We start from the raw sequence: 23,263 nt of genomic DNA on the forward strand, positions 1-23,263 counted from the left end.
ATTAAAGTTTCACTTTATCGGATAAGAAAAGTAAAATCAATTGCTTTTCTCTTCATTATCTGCCAAGCTTAAGAAGAAAAAATACTTCAAAGAAAGAAATGTATAGGTGAAGAATATGATTGAAATCAAGACTTCCACACTTAGCGATGGAGAATTTAATAGAGGAGTATTCGCAACACGTGATATAAAAAAAGGTGAACTTATACACGCAGCACCAGTTATCTCCTATCCGAATGAACAGCATCAACATATAGAGAAAACACTACTTGCTGACTATGCATTTGAGTATGGAGTGAATCATACGGCAATTCTTTTAGGTTACGGTATGTTATTTAACCATTCTTATACGCCAAATGCGACGTATGAGATCGTTTTTGAAAATCATACGTTTAATTTCTTTGCTTACAAGGATATAAAGGCAGGCGAAGAGATACTAATCAACTATAATGGTGACGTTGATGATGATGAATTATTATGGTTTGATAGAGAAGAAGAAGAAGAAGAAAACGATAAGTAATCAAGCGTAAAAAGAGCACATTCGATTGGATGTGCTCTTTTGTATGGAACAAAAATCAAATTTTTTGAAACCAAACCACCTTTTCATCTATCTAATAAGTGAAAGGAGGGATACGATGGATGAAATAAAATTAGTCAAAAAGGCAAGAAAAGGCGATGATGCAGCTTTTGAACAGCTCATTGGCCTATATCAGGATCAATTGTATCGCACTGCTTATTTGTATGTGCAAAATAAAGAAGATGCGCTAGATGTTGTGCAAGAAACGGTGTATAAAGCGTATTTATCCATAGACCAATTAAAGAAACCAAATTATTTTTTAACATGGTTGACGCGTATTCTAATTAATTATGCATATCAGTTGTTAGCTGAGAAGAAAAAAGTGAAAGAAATAAAAGAGAATACATATGAAGCAATCCCTTATAAATTACACCAAGTCGAGCAAAGTCTTGATTTACAAGAAGCAATTCAGAAATTGGATGAAAATTATCAAACAGTAATCATTTTATATTATTATCATGATCTTCCGATTCATAAAATTGCTTGGCAAATGGATGTGCCAGAAGGGACAGTAAAAACATACTTGCACCGGGCAAGAAAATCTTTAAAAAAATTGTTAGGGGGGAGTGATGAGAATTGGATAAACAGTGGTTTAATGACGAGGTAAATAAAATTGATGTTCCGAAAGAAGAATTGAATATAGCGATTCAAAAAGGTATCGCTAGGGCAAAAGCAGAAAAGCCAGTTAAAAAGATACATAAGAAAAGAAGAATCGCATTGCTAACTGCTGCTTCGATTTGTATAGGCGTATTAGGATCTGGGTTTGTATTTCCGCAAATGACGCGTGTGTTAGCTGATGTTCCGCTTGTTGGAAAGGTATATTCGTATTTCCATGATTCAATTGGCCAAAACTTATCGGCAAGTAAGCTTGTAACGGAGCTGAATCAGCAAGCAGTGAGCAATGGAATTAGCGTAACGATGAACAGTGTGTATTATGACGCTGGTAGAATTGGGATTACGTTTAAAGTGGATAATCCAGAAGAAGTATTTATGAAGAACAACTCTGGTAGGGGTTTTTACTATGATTTTAAACTTGTGGATGGAAGCGAGAAATGGGGGCGTGCAGCTTCATTTGATGGGAAAATTACAAAAGACGGTTGGTTAGGGAATATTCACATTGATTATCCAGAAAAAGAGCTTCCACCAAATACTACATTGCCAATTACGATTACGTCGATTGGAGACACAAAAGGGATTTGGAAATTTGATATTCCAGTAAAGCAATTAGAAAATAAAATCATTCACCCTCAAGTATCAGTAAGTAGTGAAGATACTGAACATACATTGAACTTTGAAAAAATTACAGTTGGGAAAAGCTCAATTGCAATCGACTATAAAGCGATGTATCCCTTAGTTGGAGAAAATGATTTAGCGAGAATCGGGAAAGTAACTGACGATAAAGGAAATGAAATTGATTTTAAAACGTCAGGAATTGAATTTGGAAGGGAAAAAGTCGGAAATCAAATTCAATCTGATGAAAGATCTATTTTTGGAAAAGTTCCAGAGGACGCGGAATTTATTGCATTGCATCCAAATGTGAGATTGTCTGAAAAGCCGTCTATTCAAGATTTAAATCAAAAGACACCATTTGAAATCCAAAGTACTCGTAGTGATTTCAAGATTGTTGTGAATAGCATTCAGCATAAAAAACAAAAGTTAATTTTGCAATACACATTGCAAAATGTTGATACGAAACATATTTCCATGGATGAGTTGATCAATCGTGGAGAAGTTATGAATTTAATAGATTCCTCCTATTTAGATAAAGAATTTGCACCGATTGGTCATGTGATAAAAGGAAGTAATGTGAAAGTATTGGATAAAGAAAAATTGCAATTCCAAGCAACGTTCCAGCTAGACGGGGAATATGGTGTGAAGAATTTTAGTTTAAAGAATTATGTATTAGAAGTAGAGATGTCACCGTATCATCCTGAAAAAACGTTACCATCAGTTAAAATTCCATTAAAATAATCGACAAAAGGATGCCTTTCTTAATTATATTGGGAGGCATCTTTTTGTATTGATGAGTAAATGATTGTAATGGAATTAATTTGCATTACAAAGGTCTTACAGTTTTGTAATCTGTATTTTGGATATGACAAAAGAGAAACATTTTTATCAGTTTGAAAAGTTCCATTTTTAAACATATTTTTTCGTGTTAACATGCGATATAATAGAGTTTTGTAAAGGGAAATATTAAGTTTGATTTTTAGATGAGTAAATCTTTGAATGTAGAGTTTTCTTCTCGCTTTTTGATAAGATAGAGTCGAAAGCTATTTTGCTAAACTATTTAGGTAATCTATGTGGTGGCCGATTACCTACTTATTTTCGGCATGGCATTACATGTAGTGTAAGAAATAAACTTGTAAGCGGAATGGACGAAAATAAGAAGAATAGTTTGGAACAAAGGCCATTAATTATGAATAGAAATAGAGGAATCATAAAATGAATATGCAGGAAGTATATAAACATTTAAATGAGATATTGCCAGAAGAACATGTAAAACAAGATGAGATGTTAAAGAAACATACGCATATAAAAGTAGGAGGGAAAGCAGATGTATTTGTTGCCCCTACTACTTATGATGAAATCCAAAAAGTTGTAAAGTATGCAAATGAGCATAACATCCCAGTTACGTTTTTAGGAAACGGCTCTAATGTAATTATTAAAGACGGTGGTATTCGCGGGATTACAGTAAGTTTAATTCATATTACAGATGTGACTGTGACAGGAACATCGATTGTTGCGCAATGTGGTGCGGCGATTATTGATGTATCACGAATTGCGTTAGATCACTGTTTAACAGGACTTGAATTTGCTTGTGGTATACCTGGTTCAGTTGGTGGAGCGTTATACATGAATGCCGGTGCATACGGCGGTGAAGTTGCCTATGTGTTAACGGAAGCTATCGTAATGACAGGTGATGGAGAGTTACGTACTTTAACGAAAGATGACTTTGAGTTTGGTTACCGTAAAAGTACGTTTGCTAACAATCATTACATTATACTTGAAGCGAAATTTGAACTTGCAGAAGGTGTACGTGAAGAGATTAAAGAAAAGATGGATGATTTAACGTTTAAACGTGAATCAAAACAGCCTTTAGAGTACCCTTCATGTGGTAGTGTGTTTAAGCGCCCGCCAAATAACTTTGCTGGTAAGCTTATTCAAGAATCAGGGCTACAAGGAAAGCGAATTGGCGGCGTAGAAGTCTCAGTAAAACATGCTGGATTTATGGTAAACGTTGATAACGGAACGGCGCAAGATTATATCGATTTAATTCATTTTGTACAAAAAACAGTTGAAGAAAAATTCGGTGTGAAGTTAGAAAGAGAAGTAAGGATTATTGGGGAAGATTTAGAATAATTGTGAGTATGTATTTTCTAATTCATAAAATATATTAGAATACTATTTGTGAATTTGAAATTTTAACGTGAAAGAAAATTAATACGTGATAATATCTTTTTGAAATCTTGTTTTATAGAGATGGTTAAGAGGTGAAGGATAAGTGTATCCTTCACCTTTATTTTTTTGGTATAACGAAAATAAAATGTGAATATTTTTAAAACATTTTTGTATAGAATTGACAATAGAATTTTAATTCACTATAATTGGCTATAATTTAACATATCAAATACGTTGAAAGAGCCCAGTAGCAGTTTGTCACTGTTATCGAGAAAGCTAGGGGTTGCTGGAACCTAGCACAAACAAACTTGTGAATTACACTCTGGAGTATCTTAGGTAATGCTAAGCGGAGTAGCAATCGATATTTTTGCTAAGAGTGGTATGAATAGTAAAATGATTACTATTTGTGCAATTTGGGTGGTAACACGGTTAAAAATCGTCCCTATGTCTAGTGTAGACATAGGGACTTTTTTTATATTCTTGCTAATTTACAGTGAGAAATATTTTAAAAACTAAAGGAGCTGGAAAGACATGAACATCATTGATGAATTAGAATGGCGTGACGCCATTAATCAACAAACAGATGAAGAAGGGTTACGCAAGCTAGTAGAAGAGAAAAAGATTTCCTTGTACTGTGGTGTCGATCCAACTGGTGATAGCATGCACATTGGGCATTTAATTCCATTTATGATGATGAAACGTTTTCAATTAGCTGGACACCATCCTGTTATTTTAATTGGGGGAGCAACAGGAACAATTGGGGATCCAAGTGGACGACAAACAGAGCGTCAGTTACAAACATTAGAACAAGTGCAGCATAATGTGGATGCATTAACAGCACAAATGAAAAAGTTATTTGACTTCGGCGGTAATAGTGAAGTGAAAATGGTAAATAACTACGACTGGACACATCAAATCAATATTATTGAGTTTTTACGCGACTACGGTAAAAACTTTAGCGTAAATAGTATGTTGGCAAAAGATATTGTAGCAAGTCGTTTAGATACTGGTATTTCGTTCACGGAATTCACATACCAAATTTTGCAGTCTATGGATTTCCATCACTTATACAAAGAAGAAGGTGTCCAATTACAAATTGGTGGCAGCGACCAATGGGGAAATATTACGAGTGGTTTAGATTTAATTCGTAGATTAGAAGGGCCTGAAGCGAAAGTATTTGGATTAACAATTCCATTATTATTAAAATCTGATGGTACGAAATTTGGTAAAACAGCTGGAGGCGCAATTTGGTTAGATCCTGAAAAAACAACACCATTTGAGTTCTACCAGTTCTGGGTAAACACAGATGATCGTGATGTAATTAAATACTTGAAATTCTTTACTTTCTTAACAAAGGATGTCATTGATGAACTAGCAGTAAAAGTTCAAGCAGAGCCTCATAAACGTGAAGCACAAAAAGTATTAGGAGAAGAAATGACGAAGTTTGTTCATGGTGAGGATGCATTTTTACAAGCGATAAAAATTACAGAAGCATTATTTAGTGGAGATATTAAATCATTAACTGCTGATGAAATTGAACAAGGCTTTAAAGATATGCCGACTTTCCATGCGCCAAAAGAGTCAAAAAATATTGTCGAGTGGCTAGTTGATTTAGGAATTGAACCATCTAGACGCCAGGCACGTGAAGATATTAATAATGGAGCCATCTTGATGAACGGAGATAAAGTAACAGATGTGAGTACAGACGTTACGGTAGATAATTCATTTGATGGAAGATTTATTATTATCCGTAAAGGTAAAAAGAATTACAGTTTAGTGAAATTAGGAGAATAAGCTCTGTAGTAGAGTGAAAGCGAGGGGATTAATTATGCTTACATCATGGGAAAGATCATTAGAATTAGCATACTTTAATCACCGTGTAATAACAGAAATTAATAAAAAACAGCAAGTAAATTGGCTATTGCTCGATTTAGGGTTAGAAAATATAAGTGAAAAACAGATTAATGAGGTTTTAGATAAGATGTTGATTGGTTTCAATCGGCTGTTTAAGTATAAATCTGTACAACAAGTTAATCTTGGGTATTTTAGGATGTTAGACATTTTGAAAAAAGGATCTACATATCATCCGAAAATTCACATTCTAATCCCTATGATAAAAAGTTATTTTCAGGGGAGATACTATATCAAACATGATAATTGGATCTCTTTGTGGAGCAGGGCATTAGGTATTGAAAGAGATTTGTATGTATCAGTGAAAGTGGTTAATGGAAAAGTAGATGGGTGTGAAATTCCCTATGGGGAATTGTTAAATTTTCGTGAACAGAGAAATGAACTTCCTTTTCATGAAAATAAAATAATTACACCTAGACGTCTAATTGGCTATAGTAAATTACTGAAAAATGTAATGGAACAACTAGCAACTGAAAAAATCGATTATTTAGATGTGGATAAATTTTGTATAAATGATCCGATTGCAAATCAAGCATTTGTCAACATGCTAAACTGGCATCCCGGTTTGAGAACAGAGAAGAAAAATCCTTTTTTAGAATAGTGATGAAGCATCTTATATTTAATCTGTTAAAGAAGAGTGAAGGAAGTTCACTCTTCTTTTTATTTGGAATGAAAAGAATTAATATAAAACATAATGTATAATCATTCGTTGTATTTGGGTAAATAAAAGGGTTAACGCTTTAATGGATAAAAGCGTTAACCCTTTAATGCTTTAAATAATAAGTTTTTTGTTTTATTGATTTAACGTTTTTATATCAACGTTTATATGTATATTGACAAAACAAAAATACAGGAGTAAACTGACGTCGTAAGTTAATTTGTGAATCATTACACAAATTAAAACTGAAGTTTCACGAAAAGATTTTTGTGAATATTATTCATTGTGTTTTAGGGAAGATCAGAAGAGAATATTCTAGAAAATCGTATTTATAGAAGTGGAAAGGGTTGATGCGATAGATTTTATATATTTTGTAAGAAAGACTTTGTTTTAATACCCTAGTTTTTAAAATGTGTATGTTAGGTGATGTAACTCCTTTGAAAATTAGCGTATTAGTTCATTGGCTGGATTAGGAATAACAGATTCTGTAAAAATTAAATGAAGGAAAGAAGGATATAGTTATGGCCAAAACAAAAAAATTAACGCTCTTTGGGTTAATTGGTATTACGATGGCATTCTTTGGTACTGTGCGTAGTGTACCAACGCTCTCTATTACTGGATGGACGCAAATTTTTTATATGTTAGTTGCCGCGATTGTATTTGCTTTACCAATTGCTCTAATGTCAGCTGAGCTTTCAACAGGATTTCCTGAAGAAGGTGGACCTCAAGTTTGGGTAAGAAATGCGTTAGGGGAAAAATGGGGTTTTGTTACCTCGTGGTTATTATGGGTACAAATGTTTTTTGGGATGGTAATGGTTTCGTCAACTATAGGTGTTTTACTAGGTTATGTTATTGATAAACCAGAATTATCTTCAAACAACTATTTTATCTTTGCGTTAATCCTCATTTCATATTGGGGTGTAACTTTATTAAATCTTAAATTTGATATGGTTAAAGTTGCAGGAAACTGGGGCGCTGTTATTGGTGTATACATTCCATTTGTGATTCTTGTTGTTCTAGGTGTTACTTATATGATTAAAAATGGAATTCAGCCAAATAGTTACCTAGGAGACTTCAAACCAAGTGATTTAATTCCTAATTTCAAGGATTTAGGAAGTTTGACGTATTTATCAGGGATCATCTTTATTTTTGCAGGGGTAGAGATTTCATCTGTACACGCAAATAATATTGAAAATCCAAAACGTAATTATCCGGTTGCTGTTATTACTTCTGTTGTTTTACTAGTAATCTTTAATATTATTGCTGGTTTAACAGTTTCTAATGCAGTGCCACGTGGTGAGTTAGAATTAGCAAACATTACACAACCGTATTTAATCTTCTGTGAAAATTTAGGAATTCCATCTATCTTTGTTAACATCATTTCTTTAATGATTTTAATTGGTGTTTTAGTTCAGCTAAGTGCATGGGTGCTTGGACCAAGTAAATCAATGATTAAAGTAGCAGATGAAGGAAACTTACCTAAATTCTTCCAAAAGAGAACGAAGAAAGATATTCCAATTACTTTCGTAATGATTCAAGCAATTGTTATTTCATTAGTATCTTTCTTATATGTAGTAGTTCCGGATGTGAATAGTGCATTCTTAATTATTACAATTACAACAACGATTCTATATTGTATCGTATATGCTTTAATTGCTATTTCAGCAATTCGCTTACGTTATAACATGCCTAATGTGAAAAGACCATTTAGATTAGGAAGTAAAGGAAATGGGTTAATGTGGTTCGTCTCTATTTTCTCAATGATAGGGATTGTACTTACGATTATTGTAAGTTTAATTCCACCATCCATTCTGAAACCAAGTCAGTATACTGGTTATGTAATTTACCAGGTAGTTGCGACGGTCGTTATGATAGGGATTGCTCTTGTTATTAATAAATGTAAGAAACCAGAATGGAAGAAAGAAGATAACAAAGAGGAATATTTAAAACAAGCTAACTAACATCATGAATTTAACATGGTTAAATAAAATAGAAAATATTGGAGGAAATAAAAATGAAATATGAAATGCCAGATATTAATTTAAAAGCGTTATTTTTAGGAGACAAAGGGGAAAATGCAGATTTATTTAAAGAATTACTATTAAAAATGGTAGATGAGCATGTTGGCTGGAGACAAAATTATATGCCACAAGATTTACCAGTTATTACACCGCAAGATAGAAGTTCTCAAAGCTTCCAAGAAACTGCTGATCATATTCGTAGTGTATTTAATGTACTATCTTCTAAATTACGTGCACATTCTTTACCTTGGCATACTGCTGGGCGTTTCTGGGGGCATATGAACTCTGAAACATTAATGCCTTCTATCATCGCTTATACAGCAGCAATGTTATGGAATGGTAATAACGTAGCATATGAATCTTCGCCAGGTACTTCACAAATGGAAGAAGAAGTGGGACATGAGTTTGCTGCGCTTATGAGCTATAAAAAAGGTGAAAGTTGGGGACATATTTGTGCAGATGGTTCTATCGCTAACTTAGAGGGACTGTGGTATGCACGTAATATGAAATCTTTACCGCTAGCTATTAAAGAGGTTGCTCCAGAGTTTGTTGCAGGGAAATCTGAGTGGGAGTTACTTAATATGTCTACTGACGAAGTTCTAGATATTTTAGATCAAATTCCTGAAAAAATTGATGAAATTAAAGAACACTCTGCACGTGGTGGTAAACACTTGCAAAAATTAGGGAAATGGTTAATTCCGCAAACAAAACATTACTCTTGGTTAAAAGCAGCTGACATTATTGGTGTTGGTCTTGACTGTGTAGAGCAAGTAGATGTAGATGATCACTATCGTATGGATATTAATAAATTAGAAGAAAAAATTCGCGAACTAGCAGCGCAACAAATTCCTGTTCTAGGTGTAGTTGGGGTTATCGGTACAACAGAGGAAGGTCAAATTGATCGCATTGATAAAATGGTAGAACTTCGTAAAAAGTTAGCGGAAGAAGGAATTCACTTCTACATTCACGTAGATGCTGCTTATGGTGGCTATGCTCGTTCTATATTCCTAGATGAAAATAATGAATTTATCGAATGGGATCAATTAGAAGAGGTTTACACAAAACATAATGTCTTCACTGAAAAATGCGGATGGTTAACGAAAGAAGTATATCATTCATTTAAAGCGATGAACCAAGCTGAAACAATTACAATTGACCCACATAAAATGGGATATATTCCTTATTCTGCAGGTGGTATCGTTATTAAAGATACTAGAATGCGCGATGTAATCTCTTATTTTGCAACATATGTCTTTGAAAAAGGTGCGGATATTCCAGCTTTATTAGGTGCATACATGTTAGAAGGTTCTAAAGCAGGGGCAACTGCAGCAGCAGTTTGGACAGCTCATAAAGTGTTACCGCTAAATGTAACGGGTTATGGGAAATTAATTGGAGCAAGTATTGAAGGAGCTTATCGTTTCTATGATTTCTTAAGTGAAAAAGAATTTAAAGTTGGCGATAAAACAATTCGTGTCTATCCATTAACAAAACCTGATTTCAATATGGTTGATTACGTATTTAATGAAGAAGGTAATACAGACTTAGAAAAAATGAATCAATTAAATCATGATTTCTTCGACCACGCTTCTTACGTTAAAGGTGGATTGTATAATAATGAATTTATTACATCTCATACAGACTTTGCTACTCCTGACTATGGTAACAGTCCACTTCCATTTGTAAAGAGTCTTGGATTTAGTGAAGGAGAATGGGACCGTGAAGGTAAGGTAACAGTACTACGAGCTTGTGCTTTATCTCCATATGCTCACGATAAAGATGTGTTTGAAGAATATGCTGTTAAGATGGAAAAAGCAATCCAGGGGAAACTTGAAAAAATTTATAATGTAGTGGCATAAGTGTAGTAGAAAATTATTTTTATAGAATGAATGCATAACACGAAAAAGTTGTTATGCGTTCATTTCTATATACGGTAACTTTGTTCGAAATAAGTATGATGTATAGGCACGATTGAGGAGTGAAAACATGACGGTAAAAAAAGTCTTAACAATAGCAGGTTCAGATTCAAGTGGAGGAGCAGGATTACAAGCAGACCTTAAAACATTTGAGGAATATGGTACCTTTGGTTTAACGGCCATTACAACAATTGTCACAATGGACCCTGATAAAGATTGGCGTCACCATGTGTATCCAATTGACAAGGAACTTGTACAAGCGCAATTAAAAACAATTTTTTCCGGCGGAAAGTTAGATGCGATGAAAACCGGAATGCTCGGATCTATAGAGATGATTCAGCTTGTAAGTGATGTAATTGAAACATATGAAATGCAAAATGTTGTTATTGATCCTGTTATGGTTTGTAAAGGAGAAAATGAGCCTTTACATCCTGAAAATGGACTTGCGATACGTGACTTTCTTTTACCGAAGGCAACAATTGTGACACCAAATTTATTTGAAGCAGGTCAGCTATCAGGAGTAGGTAATATAAAAACAGTTAACGATATGAAAGAAGCAGCAAAAAGAATCATTGATCTTGGTGCTCAAAATGTTGTGATTAAAGGCGGGAAATCTCTAGAAAATCATAAGGCAATTGATTTACTTTATGATGGGGTAGAGTTTGAGTTTTATGAAGCAGAGAAGATTCAGACGAACTGTAATCATGGCGCTGGTTGTACTTTTGCAGCAGCAATTACGGCAGGTCTAGCTAAAGGACTTTCTGTACAAGCAGCTGTAGCGAAGGCAAAAGATTTTACGACAGCAGGGATTAAATACGGTTTTGATTTTAATGAATTTATTGGTCCGGTTTGGCATGGTGCATATCATAAAGCTGATTTGCGTTAATGATTTAAGATTTTTAGGAAAATAAAAGAGGGCATAAACATCAGTTGGAGTGATTCGTGAATATTTTGTATACTCATCCACAGTCTGTTTATGTCCTTTTAAAGTTTCACTTTATCTATAATTTCTATTGTTTCTCGTAAAAAATGATGTTTAGATATTTAATGTGTAATTGTTCACAAATGTTGATAGCAAATGGACAAGTTAAAAGAATACGATGAACATTCAACTGATAAGGAGTTTATTCAAATGAAAAGAGATGTGACACTTAAAGAAAGTATTTTTCTTTTAGTCGTTTTATTAGCAATTATAGGAGCTTGTATTATAGGTTTAAATTTACCTCCTCAAGTCCCGATTTTAATCGCCATAGGAATTGTTGTGTTATTTGCGAAGTTGAAAGGTGTTTCCTGGGATACAATTCATAAAGGGATTCAAAATGGAATTTTACCAGGTTTAATTCCTATCATTATATTTATGTTAATTGGGGTTTTGATTAGTGTTTGGATTGCAGCAGGAACAATCCCGACTATAATGATATATGGATTTAAAATTTTGTCAGCAAAATTCTTTTTACCCTCTGTTTTTGTTATATGTGCACTTGTAGGAATTATGGTAGGAAGTTCTTTTACAACGATTTCGACAGTAGGTATTGCGTTTTTAGGTATGGGACAAATGATGGGATTAGACTCGGCGATGATTGCAGGTGCTATTATATCAGGTGCCTTTTTAGGAAATAATATTTCACCTTTATCAGATACCACAAACTTGGCGGCTGCTATTGCTGAAGTAGATGTATTTGATCATATTCGTAGTATGATGCGAACAATTATTCCTGCTTTTGTTATAACCCTTATCTTTTTCGTATTCATAGGACATGGTGCATCTGTATCAGCAGGGGATGAAATCGAAAAACTGATCCGTACACTTCACTCCTCTTTTACCATTTCAATTTTCACATTAATTCCAGTATTCGTATTGTTTTTCTGTGCGAGAAAAAAAGTACCAGCTATACCAACGTTATTACTAAGTATAGCCATTTCAATTTTTATTTGTTATATGTATCATCCCCATACTAGTTTTGGTCAAATTGCTTCCTTTATGCAAGATGGATTTGTTTCTAAAACAGGTGTGGAAAATGTAGATCAACTGTTTACACGTGGTGGAATGCAAAGTATGATGTGGTCTGTTTCACTTATTCTTCTTGCTTTAGCGTTAGGTGGGCTATTGGTGGAAGTGAAAATTATCGAAAAGTTGATTTCTAAAATATCGAGCATGGTGAGCAAGAAAGGAAATCTAATATTTATGACTGCTTTAAGCTCAATTGGTGTTAACATTCTTTTAGGAGAACAGTATCTATCGGTTATTTTACCAGGTGAAGCATTTAAGTCACAATTTGAGAAGATTCATTTAGATTTGAAAAATCTTTCAGGAATTTTAGCAAATGCGGGGGCTGCTGTTAATCCGTTGATTCCTTGGGGAGTAAGTGGTGTGTTTATCACTGGGACACTGGGTGTATCTACTTTGGAATACTTGCCGTTCGCTATGTTTTGTTTGGTAGTTCCTATCATTCATATTATTTTCGGATTTGCTGGGAATAGGAAACATCAACAAGATGAATATAAAAAAGTTAGTTAAATTATACAGAGTTTATTGATTCATAAAAAAAGCTGGTACCCACCAGCTTTTTTATTTTGTACATAATTTGTACAAAAAATTGCCACGAATATTTAATATAGGGATGCGTCTTGAGAATAAATAATAGTGATATAATGTTTTATACCCTTTAAAGCATTAATAAGTTTGAAACGGAAGTAGAAAACGGAATTAGAAATATTTTCGATATATCTTTATGGTGTGGATCTCATATAAGAATGTGATTCACTAAATCAAGTAAAGCTTGTAAGAAGAATTAGGTGTTAGAGTAGGCTCGTTAAATATAGAAACAATACAGGATGGGAAAGATCAGAATCATATCCAATATAGTAGAAGATACAGCAATTCTTATTATTTCAAAAGAGTTTTCTCGGACTTGGATATACAAGTAAGGAACTTGTGATGTAGCGGATGCTCTAATGAAAATGGAGGTAGGCATATGCTAATCGATAAATTACGTGGAGAAGATCTAGATGAATTTTTTGAAGTGATCCTAGCATTGGAAACTGTAGAGGAGTGCTATAGTTTTTTTGATGATTTATGTACTGTGAATGAAATGAAAACGATATTTCAAAGGTTCAAAGTAGCTAAAATGTTATACAATGACAACACTTATCATGAGATTGAAGAAGAGACTGGGGCGAGTACTGCGACAATTTCTCGTGTGAAGAGGTCTTTGAACTATGGAAATGATATGTATGATGTTATTTTTAGCCGTATGAAGGAAAAATAAGTGTAATTCGTACTTCTTGTGCATAATACTTCACCAAGTGAAGTATTATGCGTCTGTATTTAATATCATTAAATTTTAGAAGGGAGGGATTTTTTTATCTCTCCTTTTTACTATTTTTTAATCTTTGGAATGAAAGAGTTGAGTGCAAGTTGAGGTATAGTTCAATGATGAAAATATAGATATACACAATTTTGTCATAAAAAATCAGTATATTGAGACTATTAAAAAGGTTTATCTAACCTTTTTGCCGAATAAAAATAATATAGATAGTTACGGAAAAAAAAGCCCGAATCACGATTCGGGCTAATACTCGGATTAGTAAGCTAAGCTGAATAATCCTTTAATATGTGATAAGTAACGAACGTTACTTGCTTCTTTCATTAATGATGCTGGTAGGCCTTTAAGTGGAGTATTGCTTGCTCCGATTGTAGCAACAGCATCTTTGCGTCCTAGACTTGCAAGTGTTCCAGAGTTTACAGGTGCGAACTCTTCGAATGCTTTGCCTTCTAGTGCTGCGTATAAGTTGTATCCAATTAACTCACCCATTTGCCAAGCGATTTGTGCAGTTGGTGGGTATGGACGTCCGTCTGGAGCGAAGACAACAGCGCTGTCTCCAGCAACGAATACGTCTTTGTGAGAAGTAGATTGTAGGTATGCATCAACTGTTGCACGGCCACGGTTTACTTCAAGACCTGATTCACCGATTAATGGGTTACCTTGTACGCCACCTGTCCAAACGAATGTGTTAGCAACAAGTTTTTGACCGTCTTTTAAGTCGATTTCATTGCCAGCAACGTTTGTTACAGGAAGACCTGTTAAGAATGTAACGCCGCGTGCTTCTAAGCTAGTAGTTGCACGTTCGATTAAGTGGTCTGGTAATACTGGAAGGATTTTTGGACCTGCTTCAACAAGAAGAAGTTTAACTTCTTTTGGATTTACGCCGTGGCTTTTTGCAAGTTTAGGCATAATGTCAGCAAGCTCACCAACTAGCTCAACGCCAGTTAATCCGCCACCACCGATTACGATTGTAGCATCAGCTTCGTTTTTCGTTTTAGCGTATTCACGAATACGGTCTTCAACGTGTTTGTAGATTTTGTTTGCATCAGCAGCAGATTTTAATACCATGCTGTTTTCTTCTAGTCCTGGAATACCGAAGTAAGCAGTTTTACTTCCTAAAGCAACTACAAGTGCATCGTAAGATAAAGTAGTGCCACCAGCTAGTTTGATTTCTTTGCTATCAACTGAGAATGACTCAACTGTTGCGATTTTAAGATCGATATCTTTACCTTTGAAAAGCTTTGTAAGTGGCATTGCAATTGCTTGCTCAGACACGTTACCAGCTGCAAGGCGGTGTAGTTCAGTGATGATTTGGTGTGTTGGGTATTGGTTAATCACTGTAACTTGTGCTTCTGATTTGCTGTAATATTTACGTACGTTTAAAGCGGCAAGAAGACCGCCATAACCAGCGCCTAAGATGACAATTTGTTTTGACATAGTATGATATCCCCCGTCTTTACTAATTGTTGTTATAAGTTAAATTATTTATTGTTACGTTCTGCACTAATTTGAAGATAAGCATTTACAAAGCGGAACATTTTTTGTGCTTGTGGGTCTTTTAGTAATTTTAATAGACCGAATAGGCCGATAACTTCGTTGCTTTCGTCAGCACGATCTTTCGCTTCGATTGCAGTTGCAGCCATGCTTTTCACTGTATCTTTTACAGGTTCTACAAGCTCTGTGATTGCACCAACAGTGTCGCTTTTTAATACTTCATCAGTAGCAACAGTTTGAGCGAAGTCATAAGACTTAGTTAAAATGTTAACAAGCTCAGTTAATTTCGGAAGCTGTTCCACTAGTGTTGTTAATGATTCTTGTACCTCAGGTTTTAACAACTGATCAAGTACATCAAGTTGTCCTTGGCTAGCAGAAATTTGTACAGTTTCTTGTTCTGGCTTTGTTTGAGTCATAGTTTCTGGCATCTCCAATTCTCCTTTACGATAGCAATACTCTTATTTTTGATAAGTAAGATAGTGAACGTTTGCGAAACTTTATACAAAGTTTCACAAAACACAATAAAATGCCTTTAAATTTATGACAGCAAGTAAGCTGAAAACATAAATCTAAAACCATAACGTCTTACTTATTATTTATGAACTGTCCGATACATGGCTTGTCCGCATAATGGAAAGTTCCCTTATCGGAAAGTGTATATAATATATATCCTATATTATATACTATATACACCTATGTTAACATAAAAATGATTCCTAATTATTTGATATTGAACGTATAACCTAGCACTGACAAGGCATGAAAGCGCATAAATTATTTTATTTAGATAAGAAATGTACATATATATGAAGAGAAAAAGGAAAAAATGGACAAATTTATGTTCATTTTTTCCTTTTTCTTATTGTTCATCCTCTGTAATTAGCATCGATGTGTTACCGTTCTTTTCAAGGTGGCACTCTCCCCATGTGCAAAGGGAATCGAGAATTGCTTCTAAGGACCAACCATAGTCGGTAAGCGAGTACTCAACTTTTGGTGGTACTTGATTATATACCTTCCTTTGAATAACCCCATCTTCTTCTAATTCACGCAATTGTTGCGTGAGCATCTTTTGTGTAATGCCAGGCATTAAGCGTTTTAATTCGCTTGTTCGTTTCGTTCCTTTTGTTAAGTGACAAAGAATAACGACCTTCCATTTTCCGCCGATTACTTCTAAGGTTGCTTCTACAGGAATGTTATATTTCTTCATATATTACAATCCCCTTTAATGAATTTTTATAGTTATATGTTACTTTTTAGTGCCTATAGCACTTGAAAGTACGTACTGTTTTTCATTTTGAATATGTTCCATAATAGCATACGTAAGAGGCAAATGAGTAGTACGTTACTAAAAGGTACCTATGTTACTTTTAGGTGCCTATCGTACTTTTAAGTGCGTTCTTTCAAAAAAGAATGAAACCATTCATAATAGCAATTATGAGTAGTAAAACTATTTTTATTAGAAGATAAAAAGGCCTTTTTATCGGACTATTATGATTGGATTTCTCGAATTAAGGAGGAGTTCAATTGAGTTCATATACAGTATCTTCTTCAGATGTTCAAACGAATAGAAGAAGTATGTTTGCTTTATTAGCGTTGGCAATCAGTGCATTTGGCATTGGTACAACTGAATTTATTAGCGTCGGTTTATTGCCGTCTATTTCGAATGATTTACATGTTTCTGTTACAACAGCAGGTTTAACGGTTTCTTTATATGCGCTAGGAGTAGCATTCGGTGCGCCGGTCTTAACATCATTAACAGCCAGTATGTCACGGAAAACGTTATTAATGTGGATTATGATTGTCTTCATTATTGGTAATAGTATTGCAGGGATGGCAACGAGTTTTGGTGTACTTCTTGTTGCGAGGGTGATATCTGCATTTGCTCACGGTGTATTTATGTCGATCGGTTCAACGATTGCGGCAGCTCTTGTACCAGAAAATAAACGTGCGAGCGCAATTGCTTTTATGTTTACTGGTTTAACGGTTGCGACGATAACAGGTGTACCGATTGGGACATTTATTGGTCAACAGTTTGGCTGGAGAGCTTCGTTTATGATTATTGTAGCGATTGGAATTGTTGCCTTGGTGGCTAATAGTATGCTCATTCCATCAACTTTAAAAAAGGGGGCGCCAGTATCTTTTCGCGATCAATTTAAGCTTGTAACAAATGGAAGACTACTACTTGTTTTTGTGATTACTGCATTAGGGTATGGCGGAACATTTGTAACATTTACGTATTTGTCTCCGTTATTACAGGAAGTGACAGGATTTAAAGCAAGTACAGTTACAGTTATTTTGTTAGTGTATGGGATTGCCATTGCGATTGGAAATATGATTGGTGGAAAACTATCGAACCATAATCCAATTCGTGCATTATTCTATATGTTTTTCATTCAAGCGATTGTGTTATTCGTGCTCACGTTTACAGCGCCATTTAAGGTGGCAGGGTTAATTACAATTATTTTAATGGGATTATTCGCGTTTATGAATGTGCCGGGATTACAAGTGTATGTTGTGATATTAGCTGAGCGCTTCGTTCCGAGTGCTGTAGATGTTGCATCGGCTATGAATATTGCGGCCTTTAATGCAGGGATTGCTCTTGGGGCATACTTAGGCGGTATTGTAACGAATTCATTAGGGCTCATTCATACAGCGTGGGTCGGTGCGATTATGGTAGTAGGTGCCGTTGTTTTGACAGCATGGGGTATGAGTTTAGAAAATAGAGATCAAATGAAAAATGTAAAGGAGAGAGGTATATTATGAAAAATTTACAAAGTACAACAACATTGCATAGCGGTGTAGAGATGCCTTGGTTTGGTTTAGGTGTATTTAAAGTAGAGGATGGACCAGAACTTGTAGAGGCTGTAAAAACAGCGATTAAAGAAGGGTATCGCAGCATTGATACCGCAGCAATTTATGGAAATGAAAAAGCTGTAGGAGAGGGTATTCGTGCAGGGATAAAAGAAGCAGGAATTTCTAGAGAAGATTTATTCATTACTTCAAAAGTTTGGAATAGCGATCAAGGGTTCGAGACAACTTTAGCTGCATATGAAGAAAGTCTAAAGAAGTTAGAACTTGATTATTTAGATTTATATCTTGTTCATTGGCCTGTGGAAGGCAAATATAAAGATACATGGAGAGCGCTAGAAAAGTTATATAAAGAAGGTCGCGTACGTACAATTGGCGTGAGTAACTTCCAAATCCATCATTTGAAAGATGTAATGGAAGGGGCAGAAGTAAAACCGATGATTAATCAAGTGGAATACCACCCGCGTTTAACGCAAAAAGAATTACATGCTTTCTGTCGTGAACAAGGTATTCAAATGGAGGCATGGTCACCTCTTATGCAAGGGCAGTTACTAGATAACCCTACATTACAAGAAGTTGCAGATAAATACGGAAAAACAACTGCGCAAATTATTTTGCGCTGGGATCTGCAAAATGAAGTTGTAACAATTCCGAAATCAACAAAAGAACATCGTATTATCCAAAATGCAGACATCTTCAATTTTGAATTAACAAAGGAAGATATGGAACAAATTGATGCGTTAAACGAAAATCATCGCGTTGGTCCAGATCCAGATAACTTTGATTTCTAAAATAGATTGAGAAAGAAGAGTGCAAAAAGTTTTTGTGCTCTTCTTTTTGTTTTTGTTTGAAGACTAAATATTCGAATAAATGGTTTACTCCCTATATAAAATAGGATATCTTAAATTTATACTATGAAAATTTCCTAGGGAGGCACATATGAACACTCATCGTACAAATCATTTTCGCATGTTAATTGTTACTGCACTATTTGCTGCTATTATTGGTATTTTGGCTCAAGTTACAATTCCTCTGCCGCTTGTTCCGATAACAGGACAGACGCTAGCAGTTGGTCTTACTGCTACAATTTTAGGTTCACGTTACGGTACTTTAGCTGTATTGTTATATGTTTTAATTGGTGCAACTGGAATTCCTGTTTATGCTGGATTTAGTGGTGGTTTATCTGTTTTATTCGGTCCTACAGGCGGTTTCCTATTAGCCTTCATCCCGACGGCTTTTTTAATTGGTTTGTTAACTGAAAAAACAAAACTAACATTTTGGAATTCATTAATGGCAAATATTTTAGGGATGCTTGTGACATTAACAATTGGAACTGTATTTTTAAAGTATGTGGCATCGCTAGGTTGGCAAGCAGCTTTTCTGGGCGGTTTTGTTCCTTTCCTGATTGTCGGTGTAATAAAGGCAGCATTAGCTGCATGGGTTGGTATTAAGGTAAGAGGAGCGTTAGTACGTTCGAAATTATTGTTGCAAGAAAACTAAATGAGGGTAGAAACACGCGTAGAAGGATTTCTGCGCGTGTTTTTTATTGTTTCAAAAAGAGGAGTAATGCATAAAAAGATTTTTTAACTAGATACTATACAGTAGTAAATTTGTTATTTTATAAGGGGTTGTAAACATGAATACAAAACAATCATATAAGTTATTGGTTGCGCTCTTAGGTGTTTTATTTGTATTTGCGAACTTATTATTTCCGCTTCAAAGAGCATCTGCAGAAGTCATGGATCATACGAAGTATCAAATGGATTGGAGTTATAGTAAATCGTTAAAGAAGCCAATCCGAACGGAACTCATTAAAACAGCAGATGGAAAAATAGCTTACTGCTTAGACGTTTTTTTGAAATCACCAAGTGGTCAAGATTTACCTGAAATAGGTAAAGTAGATATTGGTGTATATCGTGTATTGTTAAATGGATACCCACAAAAAAGTCCGCAAGAATTAGGGGTTTCTGATTGGAGAGAGGCGCATTATGCGACGCAGCTTGCTGTATGGAATGCACTGAAACAAGTGGATATTAATGATTTAGATTTTCGTAATAAAAATGTAGAAAAATTAGCGAAAGATATTGTTGAGAAAGCAGCTAGTAGTGAAGAAGTGCAAGAAATTACGATGAGTGTTACGCCATCGGAAAAGCAAGAAGCGGTATTAAAAGATGAATTTTTTGAAACAGGTTTATATACAGTACAAACAAATGCAAAGAGTGGAACATACAAAGTGCAAGCAACTGGTGCGCCACAAGGAGTTAAGTTTGTAAATGAAAAAGGTGAAACAAAAACAGAATTTAATGTAGGAGAAAAGTTCCGTGTGTTAATTCCGAAAGCAACGCCGTCTGGTGAATTTAGCTTTAAGGTATCTGGTAAGTTAACGAAGTTGCAAGGTATTGAACATAAGGGAACAGAAACGATTCAAGATGCGGTAGTTTTATTAGAACGTAGTGAAGAAAAAACAAGCCCGGATTTAGCGGTAAGCTGGAAAAAGACTGAGGCACCACAGAAACCGAATCAACCGAATCAACCAAATCAACCGTACAAAAGATAAAAAGTGCTGGCGTTTGCCAGTGCTTTTTTATTTTCGTTCTAATTTAGCTTTCTTATAGTTGTAATCTGAGAATGAAAAAATGGTGCCCTAATTTAACTCTAGGCACCATTTTGTATTATTCAGCTTCTGAAACAACTGTGAAGCGTTCGTTCACATGTTTTGGGTTTTCGATTTCATCAAGTGCAGCTATAGCAAAGTCTTCGTAGCTTACGTAGCTATCGCCTTTTTCATTTACAAGAAGATGGTCTTTACCTGCTTTGTAAGAGCCTGTGCGTTTGCCTAATGCAAATAGGGCAGAAGGGCTAATGAATGTCCAAGTAATATCGTTCGTTTGTTGTAAGATTTCTAAGTTTTTCCCTTGGTTTTGAGCAGTAGCAAGATATTCTTTAGGGAAACCAGGAGTATCAAAGACGCGTGTTGTTTTTGCTTCATCGACGAATAAACTTCCAGCACCACCAACTACAAGTAATTTCGTATTTGGAGCGCCTTTCATAGCTTCAATTAGTACGTTTCCTGCATCTACGTGAAGGTGCTCTTGTCCTACTGGAGCGCCAAATGCATTTACAACTACATCAAACTCTTGTAAATCATTAGATGTAAGGGCGAATACATCTTTTTCTAAAACTTTTACATTTTCTTCTGTAATTTTTGCAGCGTCCCTTACGATTGCAGTAACCTCATGTCCACGATCTAAAGCTTCTTTTAAAATACGACTTCCTGCTTTACCACTTGCTCCGATAATTCCGATTTTCATAATAAATCCCTCCAAAGTATTTTGTTAAAGTGTATATCTAAAAAATGAATGAATGAATTGTAATTAGGTTTGTTACAACTTGATGTAACTATTATAGTTACATGTTTATATTTTTGTCAATGATGTTGTTTATGAAATTATTTTTTGTTTTAGGATGTGCAGCTTGAGGAGGGGGCATAAAAAATATTGTGTGTTATAACCCTCTAACAATTGGAAAATGAAAATTGTCGAAAAATGTTGATTTTTAAATATTTTTTAAATATAATTCGTTTTATGAAGAAAAGGAGGGGATAATTGTATGGGTATTTTAGAACAATTTGTTTCATCGACGAATACAATTCTTTGGTCATATATTCTTATTGCAATGTTAATTGGTTTAGGGCTTTATTTTTCTATTAAATTGAAATTTGTACAACTTACTCATTTAGGGGAAATGATTCGATTAATGAGTGACGGATTAACTGGAAAGACGCGTAAAAAGGGTAGTGTATCTTCTTTCCAAGCGTTTTGTATGAGTTCAGCAGCTCGTATTGGTATCGGTAACTTAGCTGGTGTAGCGTTAGCGATCTCTATGGGAGGACCTGGAGCTGTATTTTGGATGTGGGTTATTGCGATTATCGGTGCGTCTTCAAGTTTCGTAGAAAGTACGCTTGCGCAAATTTATAAAATAAAAGATGGCAGTGGCTTCCGTGGTGGTCCTGCTTATTATATGGAAAAAGGTTTAAATAAACGTTGGATGGGGATTTGGTTCTCTATTCTAATTACAATTAGTTACGGTTTAATTTTCAACTCAGTACAAGCAAATACAGTTACATTAGCGTTTAAAAACGCATTTGGTTTAGAGCGTTATGTTGTTGGGATTGTGTTAGCGGTATTAGTTGGGGTTATTATTTTTGGTGGTGTAAAGAGTATTGCACGTATGTCGGAAATGATTGTTCCGCCAATGGCACTGCTTTATATTGCAGTAGCTATTTTCGTTGTTATTAAAAACTTCTATTTACTACCAGATGTATTTACAGAAATTTTTAAAGGTGCATTCGGTTTAGATTCAGCTGTAGGTGGCGGCATCGGTGCTGCGATGAAATATGGTATCCAGCGTGGATTATTTGCGAACGAAGCAGGTATGGGTAGTGCTCCAAACGCAGCAGCAACAGCTGATGTATCGCATCCGGCAAAACAAGGGTTTATTCAAACGATCGGAGTGTTAGTAGATACATTCTTAGTATGTACATCAACAGCGTTTATCGTATTATGCTCTGGTGCATATAAAGCGACGAATTTAGAAGGTATTGAATTAACGCAAAATGCATTAAGTTCACAAATCGGTCCATGGGCGAGCAGTTTCTTAGCTATTATTATTTTCTTATTTGCATTTAGTTCGCTTCTAGGAAACTACTATTATGGTGAAACGAATATTGAATTCATTAAGCAAAGTAAAACATGGTTAACGATTTATCGTATTGCGGTAGTTGGAATGGTATTATTCGGTTCTGTGGCGACACTTCAAGTCGTATGGAATATGGCAGATTTATTCATGGGCTTAATGGTAATCACAAATTTAATCGCGATTACACTACTTGGACGATTTGCCTACGCTGCGTTGGCAGACTATGTGAAACAAAAGAAACAAGGGAAAGATCCAGTTTTCAGTGCAGATTCTATTCCTGGTTTGAACAATGCAGAATGTTGGGATAAGCCAGTGGTAGCAGATAAAGAAAAAGTAGTATAAAAAAAAGCGAGCATCGAGAGAAATTCGATGCTCGTTTTTTTATTGTAAGCGTGGTGTGAAAGATAAAAAGTGAATGTTAATGTGGGAAATTGTTTTTTTGTTATTTGTAGAAATGG

General features: G+C 35.0%; 20 protein-coding genes and 1 other annotated feature. Of the genes, 16 read left to right on the forward strand and 4 right to left on the reverse strand.

All coding sequences use genetic code 11. From position 1 onward, the window contains the following. Positions 1–115 precede the first annotated feature (115 nt). The 11 genes from CN373_RS24205 (at position 116) to CN373_RS24260 (ending at position 13,748) form a co-directional block, all read left to right on the forward strand. The gene (locus tag CN373_RS24205) at positions 116–517 is read left to right on the forward strand and encodes an SET domain-containing protein (protein WP_000569888.1); all 402 of its coding nucleotides are present in this window, start codon (positions 116–118) and stop codon (positions 515–517) included. A gap of 115 nt (positions 518–632) precedes the next feature. Beyond that, positions 633–1,181: a sigma-70 family RNA polymerase sigma factor gene (locus tag CN373_RS24210; RefSeq protein WP_000343403.1), complete on the forward strand. Its 549-nt coding sequence runs from the start codon at positions 633–635 to the stop codon at positions 1,179–1,181. Continuing rightward, positions 1,151–2,545 (forward strand): DUF4179 domain-containing protein, encoded by a 1,395-nt coding sequence (locus CN373_RS24215; protein ID WP_000361067.1) that lies wholly within the window; start codon positions 1,151–1,153, stop codon positions 2,543–2,545. The genes CN373_RS24210 and CN373_RS24215 overlap by 31 nt, the downstream gene beginning before the upstream one ends. 474 nt (positions 2,546–3,019) lie before the next feature. Continuing rightward, positions 3,020–3,937, forward strand: a complete 918-nt coding sequence (murB, locus tag CN373_RS24225) for a UDP-N-acetylmuramate dehydrogenase (RefSeq protein WP_001057095.1) — start codon at positions 3,020–3,022, stop codon at positions 3,935–3,937. A gap of 264 nt (positions 3,938–4,201) precedes the next feature. Continuing rightward, positions 4,202–4,423 (forward strand) — a binding site (T-box leader). Positions 4,424–4,507: 84 nt separating this feature from the next. Further along, complete coding sequence (gene tyrS, locus CN373_RS24230; RefSeq protein WP_001021071.1) at positions 4,508–5,770, forward strand: tyrosine--tRNA ligase; 1,263 nt, start codon at positions 4,508–4,510, stop codon at positions 5,768–5,770. A gap of 34 nt (positions 5,771–5,804) precedes the next feature. Beyond that, the gene (locus CN373_RS24235) at positions 5,805–6,488 is read left to right on the forward strand and encodes a protein rep (RefSeq protein WP_000958198.1); all 684 of its coding nucleotides are present in this window, start codon (positions 5,805–5,807) and stop codon (positions 6,486–6,488) included. A 578-nt stretch (positions 6,489–7,066) separates the two neighbouring features. Beyond that, positions 7,067–8,506 (forward strand): tyrosine-tyramine antiporter, encoded by a 1,440-nt coding sequence (gene tyrP / locus CN373_RS24240; protein WP_001140533.1) that lies wholly within the window; start codon positions 7,067–7,069, stop codon positions 8,504–8,506. Between the two features lie 53 nt (positions 8,507–8,559). After that, on the forward strand, positions 8,560–10,422 hold the full coding sequence (gene tdc / locus CN373_RS24245) for a tyrosine decarboxylase (protein WP_098360328.1): 1,863 nt from the start codon (positions 8,560–8,562) through the stop codon (positions 10,420–10,422). 127 nt (positions 10,423–10,549) lie between these two features. Further along, positions 10,550–11,365 carry a pyridoxine/pyridoxal/pyridoxamine kinase gene (gene pdxK, locus CN373_RS24250; RefSeq protein ID WP_098360329.1) on the forward strand — a complete coding sequence of 272 codons (816 nt, stop codon included), beginning with the start codon at positions 10,550–10,552 and terminating at the stop codon, positions 11,363–11,365. A gap of 246 nt (positions 11,366–11,611) precedes the next feature. Beyond that, positions 11,612–12,997: a Na+/H+ antiporter NhaC gene (gene nhaC / locus CN373_RS24255; RefSeq protein ID WP_000817625.1), complete on the forward strand. Its 1,386-nt coding sequence runs from the start codon at positions 11,612–11,614 to the stop codon at positions 12,995–12,997. 457 nt (positions 12,998–13,454) lie between these two features. Further along, on the forward strand, positions 13,455–13,748 hold the full coding sequence (locus CN373_RS24260) for a YerC/YecD family TrpR-related protein (protein WP_000904076.1): 294 nt from the start codon (positions 13,455–13,457) through the stop codon (positions 13,746–13,748). 315 nt (positions 13,749–14,063) lie between these two features. On the opposite strand, the gene CN373_RS24265 is transcribed toward CN373_RS24260, so the two are convergent. From CN373_RS24265 to CN373_RS24275, 3 genes are all read right to left on the reverse strand, one after another. Beyond that, the gene (locus CN373_RS24265; protein WP_000043198.1) at positions 14,064–15,242 is read right to left on the reverse strand and encodes an NAD(P)/FAD-dependent oxidoreductase; all 1,179 of its coding nucleotides are present in this window, start codon (positions 15,240–15,242) and stop codon (positions 14,064–14,066) included. A gap of 44 nt (positions 15,243–15,286) precedes the next feature. Continuing rightward, positions 15,287–15,727, reverse strand: coding sequence for a DUF1641 domain-containing protein (locus tag CN373_RS24270; RefSeq protein WP_001115309.1), 441 nt, complete (start codon positions 15,725–15,727; stop codon positions 15,287–15,289). 431 nt (positions 15,728–16,158) lie between these two features. Then, positions 16,159–16,506 (reverse strand): winged helix-turn-helix transcriptional regulator, encoded by a 348-nt coding sequence (locus tag CN373_RS24275; RefSeq protein ID WP_000760476.1) that lies wholly within the window; start codon positions 16,504–16,506, stop codon positions 16,159–16,161. Positions 16,507–16,874: 368 nt separating this feature from the next. On the opposite strand from CN373_RS24275, the gene CN373_RS24280 reads away from it, so the two are divergent. The 4 genes from CN373_RS24280 to CN373_RS24295 all read left to right on the forward strand — a co-directional run bounded on the left by CN373_RS24280 (position 16,875) and on the right by CN373_RS24295 (position 20,664). Then, positions 16,875–18,062, forward strand: coding sequence for an MFS transporter (locus CN373_RS24280; protein ID WP_002058359.1), 1,188 nt, complete (start codon positions 16,875–16,877; stop codon positions 18,060–18,062). Next, a complete protein-coding gene (locus tag CN373_RS24285) occupies positions 18,059–18,898 on the forward strand; it encodes an aldo/keto reductase (protein ID WP_098360330.1) in 840 nt (279 codons plus the stop codon). The genes CN373_RS24280 and CN373_RS24285 overlap by 4 nt, the downstream gene beginning before the upstream one ends. 148 nt (positions 18,899–19,046) lie before the next feature. Continuing rightward, positions 19,047–19,607 carry a biotin transporter BioY gene (locus CN373_RS24290; protein WP_001091877.1) on the forward strand — a complete coding sequence of 187 codons (561 nt, stop codon included), beginning with the start codon at positions 19,047–19,049 and terminating at the stop codon, positions 19,605–19,607. 136 nt (positions 19,608–19,743) lie between these two features. Then, positions 19,744–20,664 carry a thioester domain-containing protein gene (locus CN373_RS24295; RefSeq protein ID WP_098360331.1) on the forward strand — a complete coding sequence of 307 codons (921 nt, stop codon included), beginning with the start codon at positions 19,744–19,746 and terminating at the stop codon, positions 20,662–20,664. Between the two features lie 115 nt (positions 20,665–20,779). Here CN373_RS24295 and CN373_RS24300 read toward each other — a convergent pair whose 3' ends face one another. Beyond that, a complete protein-coding gene (locus CN373_RS24300; protein ID WP_098360332.1) occupies positions 20,780–21,418 on the reverse strand; it encodes an NAD(P)-dependent oxidoreductase in 639 nt (212 codons plus the stop codon). Between the two features lie 298 nt (positions 21,419–21,716). On the opposite strand from CN373_RS24300, the gene CN373_RS24305 reads away from it, so the two are divergent. Further along, positions 21,717–23,147: an alanine/glycine:cation symporter family protein gene (locus tag CN373_RS24305; RefSeq protein ID WP_098360333.1), complete on the forward strand. Its 1,431-nt coding sequence runs from the start codon at positions 21,717–21,719 to the stop codon at positions 23,145–23,147. The last annotated feature ends 116 nt before the right edge of the window (positions 23,148–23,263 follow it).

Origin of the sequence: Bacillus cereus (assembly GCF_002561295.1) — a bacterium.
Lineage (GTDB): Bacteria > Bacillota > Bacilli > Bacillales > Bacillaceae_G > Bacillus_A > Bacillus_A cereus_S.

Excerpts from the sequence above, each read along its gene's own strand:
- CN373_RS24205 (WP_000569888.1), top strand. The coding sequence starts at position 116 with ATGATTGAAATCAAGACTTCCACACTTAGCGATGGAGAATTTAATAGA.
- CN373_RS24210 (WP_000343403.1), top strand. The coding sequence starts at position 633 with ATGGATGAAATAAAATTAGTCAAAAAGGCAAGAAAAGGCGATGATGCA.
- murB (WP_001057095.1), top strand. The coding sequence starts at position 3,020 with ATGAATATGCAGGAAGTATATAAACATTTAAATGAGATATTGCCAGAA.
- tyrS (WP_001021071.1), top strand. The coding sequence starts at position 4,508 with ATGAACATCATTGATGAATTAGAATGGCGTGACGCCATTAATCAACAA.
- CN373_RS24235 (WP_000958198.1), top strand. The coding sequence starts at position 5,805 with ATGCTTACATCATGGGAAAGATCATTAGAATTAGCATACTTTAATCAC.
- tyrP (WP_001140533.1), top strand. The coding sequence starts at position 7,067 with ATGGCCAAAACAAAAAAATTAACGCTCTTTGGGTTAATTGGTATTACG.
- tdc (WP_098360328.1), top strand. The coding sequence starts at position 8,560 with ATGAAATATGAAATGCCAGATATTAATTTAAAAGCGTTATTTTTAGGA.
- pdxK (WP_098360329.1), top strand. The coding sequence starts at position 10,550 with ATGACGGTAAAAAAAGTCTTAACAATAGCAGGTTCAGATTCAAGTGGA.
- nhaC (WP_000817625.1), top strand. The coding sequence starts at position 11,612 with ATGAAAAGAGATGTGACACTTAAAGAAAGTATTTTTCTTTTAGTCGTT.
- CN373_RS24260 (WP_000904076.1), top strand. The coding sequence starts at position 13,455 with ATGCTAATCGATAAATTACGTGGAGAAGATCTAGATGAATTTTTTGAA.
- CN373_RS24265 (WP_000043198.1), bottom strand. The coding sequence starts at position 15,242 with ATGTCAAAACAAATTGTCATCTTAGGCGCTGGTTATGGCGGTCTTCTT.
- CN373_RS24270 (WP_001115309.1), bottom strand. The coding sequence starts at position 15,727 with ATGCCAGAAACTATGACTCAAACAAAGCCAGAACAAGAAACTGTACAA.
- CN373_RS24275 (WP_000760476.1), bottom strand. The coding sequence starts at position 16,506 with ATGAAGAAATATAACATTCCTGTAGAAGCAACCTTAGAAGTAATCGGC.
- CN373_RS24280 (WP_002058359.1), top strand. The coding sequence starts at position 16,875 with ATGTTTGCTTTATTAGCGTTGGCAATCAGTGCATTTGGCATTGGTACA.
- CN373_RS24285 (WP_098360330.1), top strand. The coding sequence starts at position 18,059 with ATGAAAAATTTACAAAGTACAACAACATTGCATAGCGGTGTAGAGATG.
- CN373_RS24290 (WP_001091877.1), top strand. The coding sequence starts at position 19,047 with ATGAACACTCATCGTACAAATCATTTTCGCATGTTAATTGTTACTGCA.
- CN373_RS24295 (WP_098360331.1), top strand. The coding sequence starts at position 19,744 with ATGAATACAAAACAATCATATAAGTTATTGGTTGCGCTCTTAGGTGTT.
- CN373_RS24300 (WP_098360332.1), bottom strand. The coding sequence starts at position 21,418 with ATGAAAATCGGAATTATCGGAGCAAGTGGTAAAGCAGGAAGTCGTATT.
- CN373_RS24305 (WP_098360333.1), top strand. The coding sequence starts at position 21,717 with ATGGGTATTTTAGAACAATTTGTTTCATCGACGAATACAATTCTTTGG.